Source organism: Parafrankia sp. FMc2 (genome assembly GCF_041008525.1).
Lineage (GTDB): Bacteria > Actinomycetota > Actinomycetes > Frankiales > Frankiaceae > Parafrankia.
On record NZ_JBFLUG010000291.1, the window covers coordinates 1 to 3,751 of the forward strand.

4 protein-coding genes and 1 pseudogene are annotated in these 3,751 nt (G+C 72.3%); 2 read left to right on the forward strand and 3 right to left on the reverse strand.

Annotation, left to right across the window (positions count from 1 at the left end):
• Positions 1-26 precede the first annotated feature (26 nt).
• A complete protein-coding gene (locus AB1460_RS36230; RefSeq protein ID WP_368967008.1) occupies positions 27-869 on the forward strand; it encodes a helix-turn-helix transcriptional regulator in 843 nt (280 codons plus the stop codon).
• 203 nt (positions 870-1,072) lie between these two features.
• Here the strand turns inward: AB1460_RS36230 and AB1460_RS36235 are convergent.
• Positions 1,073-1,638: pseudogene (locus AB1460_RS36235) on the reverse strand (FAD-dependent oxidoreductase); the annotation flags it as partial.
• Positions 1,639-1,672: 34 nt separating this feature from the next.
• Between AB1460_RS36235 and AB1460_RS36240 the strand changes: the two are divergent.
• Positions 1,673-2,134 (forward strand): hypothetical protein, encoded by a 462-nt coding sequence (locus AB1460_RS36240; protein WP_368967012.1) that lies wholly within the window; start codon positions 1,673-1,675, stop codon positions 2,132-2,134.
• Between the two features lie 28 nt (positions 2,135-2,162).
• Here AB1460_RS36240 and AB1460_RS36245 read toward each other — a convergent pair whose 3' ends face one another.
• Together AB1460_RS36245 and AB1460_RS36255 are read right to left on the reverse strand one after the other, a co-directional pair.
• Positions 2,163-2,540: a VOC family protein gene (locus tag AB1460_RS36245; protein WP_368967007.1), complete on the reverse strand. Its 378-nt coding sequence runs from the start codon at positions 2,538-2,540 to the stop codon at positions 2,163-2,165.
• 461 nt (positions 2,541-3,001) lie between these two features.
• Positions 3,002-3,508: a hypothetical protein gene (locus AB1460_RS36255; protein WP_368967010.1), complete on the reverse strand. Its 507-nt coding sequence runs from the start codon at positions 3,506-3,508 to the stop codon at positions 3,002-3,004.
• Positions 3,509-3,751: the final 243 nt, after the last annotated feature.

A 3,751-nucleotide genomic window follows, 5' to 3' on the forward strand; every position in this document is an offset into this window, starting at 1 on the left:
GGGGCGGGGCGGCGGGCAGGGCGGCGGTGGGCAGGGCCGAGCTGGCCGACTTCCTGCGTCACTGCCGTGCCCGGCTGACCCCGGCCGCGGTGGGGTTGTCGCAGGGCGCGCGGCGACGCACCCCGGGGCTGCGCCGCGAGGAGGTCGCGCAGCTGGCGGGCATGTCGACCGACCACTACACACGCCTGGAGCAGGCGCGGGGTTCCCGGCCGTCCCGCCAGATGCTCGCCGCCGTCGCCCGCGCGCTGCGACTCACCGGCGACGAACGGGACCACCTGTTCCACCTCGCCGGTGAGGAGCCCCCACGGGACCGGTCGACGACGGAGCATGTCCGTCCCGGCCTGCTTCTCGTCCTGGACCGGCTGGTCGACGTCCCGGCCCGGGTGGTGAGCGACCGCGGGGACGTCCTCGCGCAGAACGCGATGGCCAGCGCGCTGCACGGTGACCTGTCCGCCCGGCCCGCGGCGGAGCACAACATCGGCTGGCTCTACTTCACGAACCCGTCCGCGCGGGAGCTGTTCCCGGCCGAGGACCGGGACCGGGCCGCCCGCAACCTCGTGGCGGATCTGCGCGCCGCCGTCGCCCGCCGCCCCGACGACGTCCGGCTGGCGGAACTCGTCCGCCGGCTCCGCGCCCGCAGCGAGGAGTTCACCGGCCTGTGGGACGCCCACTGCGTCGCCGTGCGCCGCGCCGACACGAAACGTTTCGTGCACCCGGTCGTCGGCTTGCTGGAACTGGACTGCGAGGTGCTGCTCAGCCCGGAACACGACCAGCGGCTGATCGTCTACACCGCCCGGCCGGGTAGCCGCTCCGGCGAGCGGCTGGAGCTGCTGCGGGTGATCGGCCTGCAGGAACTGACCCGCAGCTGACCCGCTGTCTACCGCGTCACCGGCAAAATATGTGGCGGAGTGTAACGGTCTCCGCTCGGATGGTCAGATGCGCCAGCGCTACGACGACTTCGCACCCCAGATCGCCCTCGCCCGCCGCAAGGGCCTGCCCGCGGTGGTGGCCGGCGCCGAACGGCTCCCCCGATCCCGGAACTCCTCGGCCTCACCGTCACCCGGCCACCCCACTAGGGGATTTCTTGCCGACGGCGTCCGTGGTCGAACAGGGCGACTGTGCTCTGCGGTGCTTCCCGGCCGAAGAAGATCTCCAGGTTCTGCGCCGAGCGGCCGGCGGCGTCGCTACTACGCGCGAAAAGCCGATCTTCGTAGGCGGTGAGCGCGACCTCGGTGTCGAGGTGCTCGACCAGCTTGCTCGCCAGGTCCGCGCCGTCGTACATGGCGAGGTTCGCGCCCTCGCCGGCAAAGGGCGACATCAACGGAGGCCCGCGGACGGGTCACCGAAGTCGATCGACCTCATCCATCCCTCGGGCTTGTTCAGCGCCACGTATCCGAGCACGCCCCCGTCGGCGTAGCGATGGGCGATGATGCCTTTGCCCGGCGCGACCGCCATCAGCGTGCCGCTGCCGATCGCGGCCACGCTCGCCTGACAGTTCTGGCTGCCTGAGGCGACAGCGATCTCGATGAAGCAGGTTCCACTGTAGGCGGGCTTGGCGGGGGTGAGCAGCGGACGCACCTTCGACCAGGCACCGTCCGCGCCGATGACGATGTCGGCGTGCGTGGCGGAGCCTTCCGAACGCCCGCCGGGGCTGCCTCCGGCGATCAACGCGGTGGCCGAGGATCTGCCTTTCGACGACGACAGTGTCGACGCGGCGATGGCGATGGTCACCGTCCACGGTGACGCGCTTGACCGGCTGTGGCTCGCCGACTACGTCCCCGAGCTGATCGCGACGGAACGCCGCCGCTTTCCCGCCGTGGACCGGATCTGCGCGGTGCTGGGCGGCGCCATCACGGTGACCCCGGTGCCTGTTCCCGCCGACTGCGCCGACGGGTTCGCCGAGGCGTTCTACGGCCGACCCGAACGTTTCCTCGACCCGGCCGTACGGCGCTGCCAGTCCGTCTGGAGCTTCGTCGACGACACCGTCACCGACCGGGCGCTGACGCGGCTGCGATCCGACCTCGCCTCCGGTGCCTGGGACCGCCGCTACGGCACGCTACGCCGCCAACCGACGTTCGTCGGAGCGCTGCGGCTGATCACCGCCCTGCCGGTGGACGACACCAGCCCCCGATGACGACGTGCGCACCATGCCACGCCGGCGCTTACCCTCCGTAGGGCCGGGTGATGATCTCCATGGCGTGTCCGGACGGGTCGAGGAAGTACAGGCCGCGCCCGCCGTCATGGTGGTTGATTTCCCCGGGCTTTCTGCCGTGCGGGTCGGCGTAGTAGGTGACCCCTGCTCGGGTGATGCGGTCAAATGCCCGGTCGAACTCGTCGTCCGACACCAGGAAGGCATAGTGCTGCGGGGTGAACGGCTCGCTGATGCTGGCGAAGTCGAGGGTGACCCCGTTGGCGGTGTCCACGGGCAGGAACGGCCCGGTCGGCGCCCCGATCTGCAGGCCGAGAATGTGCGCCAGGAACTCGGCGGACTGCTGCCGGTCGCGGCAGTGGACAATGGTGTGGTTCAACGCGATGGACATCAGCGCAACGCCTCCGTGGGGCGCGGCCGGCTCTCCCGCCGGGCGCCCGGTTTGCGGCACCTCCATGCCTCACCCTGCCGGTGACCAACACGCGGTCCCGCCGCATCATTCTAGTCTCCGCCTGCCGGGCGCCCGGTGCGCGCATGATCGTGGGGATGGTACGGGCGTCGCCGGGCGCGGGTCGGCAGCGGCAGCGGCAGCGGGTGAGGTGTCGGCACGTCGCGTGCTCGACGTCGGGTGTGGGACGGGATCGTTCGCGGTGCGGCTTGCCGACGGCGGGTGGGGGCGGGCGCTGCGGGGCATCCGGGCCGCGCTGCGTCCGCACGGCTGGCTGGTGTTCGAGACCCGACGTCCCGAGCGTCGCGCCTGGCAGGAGTGGGCGCGTGACGTCGAGCCGGTCGTCCTCGACGTCGTCGGGGTCGGACGGGTGCAGCGGCGTCTGACGGTCACCGATGTCAGCCTCAGCAGCGTCCGTAGTCGTCGTCAGCCGTGTCGGGGTCGGCGCTCACGAGGACGTCGACGTCCCGGGGGCCCGGTCCGAGGACGTCGGCGGGTCCCTCGCCGTCCTCGGTGGGGAACCCGACGGACAGGTACGCGGTGACACCGTCGACGGGCCACGAGTAGCACATTCTCTCGCCGCGGAAGGCACGCGTGTCGGGGTGGATGTCGCCCTTGTGGACGAGGGTCCAGCCGGCGGCGGGCAGGGCGTGCCGGTAGTACGCCGTGACCTCGGCGAGGGGGCTGGTCGTGTGGTACCAGCGTGAGGCGTAGGGGACGAAGGTGCTGTCGGTGCAGCCGTGGCTGGCGCCATCGGTGACCAGGGTCGCGCCCGGGGGGTGCAGGTCGAGCGCGGCGAGGGTGTCCAGGGTGGCGGCGAGGCGCCGGTCCCGGCCGGTGCAGTCGTCCCGCAGGGCGGAACGTGCCTCGATCACGGAGCAGCCGCTGGTCACGGCGGTGGCAGCGAGCACGCCGACGATCAACGCAACCCAGGTGCCGTGTCTGCCCCGCTGCGCCCTGATCTGTCTGCTCCGCACGGAGCCCGAGAATAGCCAGAGGAGGTCGGCGGGCGGCCGGTGGCGGTGCGGATGGCCTGGATGGGGGGCGGCACGGACCGCGGCGGGTGAGGGTTGTCACCCCGGTGGCGGCGGGGATGGTGCCGCGCGGGAGCCGGCGCGGCCGGTGACCAGCCCCGGGGGTGATGGCGCGGCGGG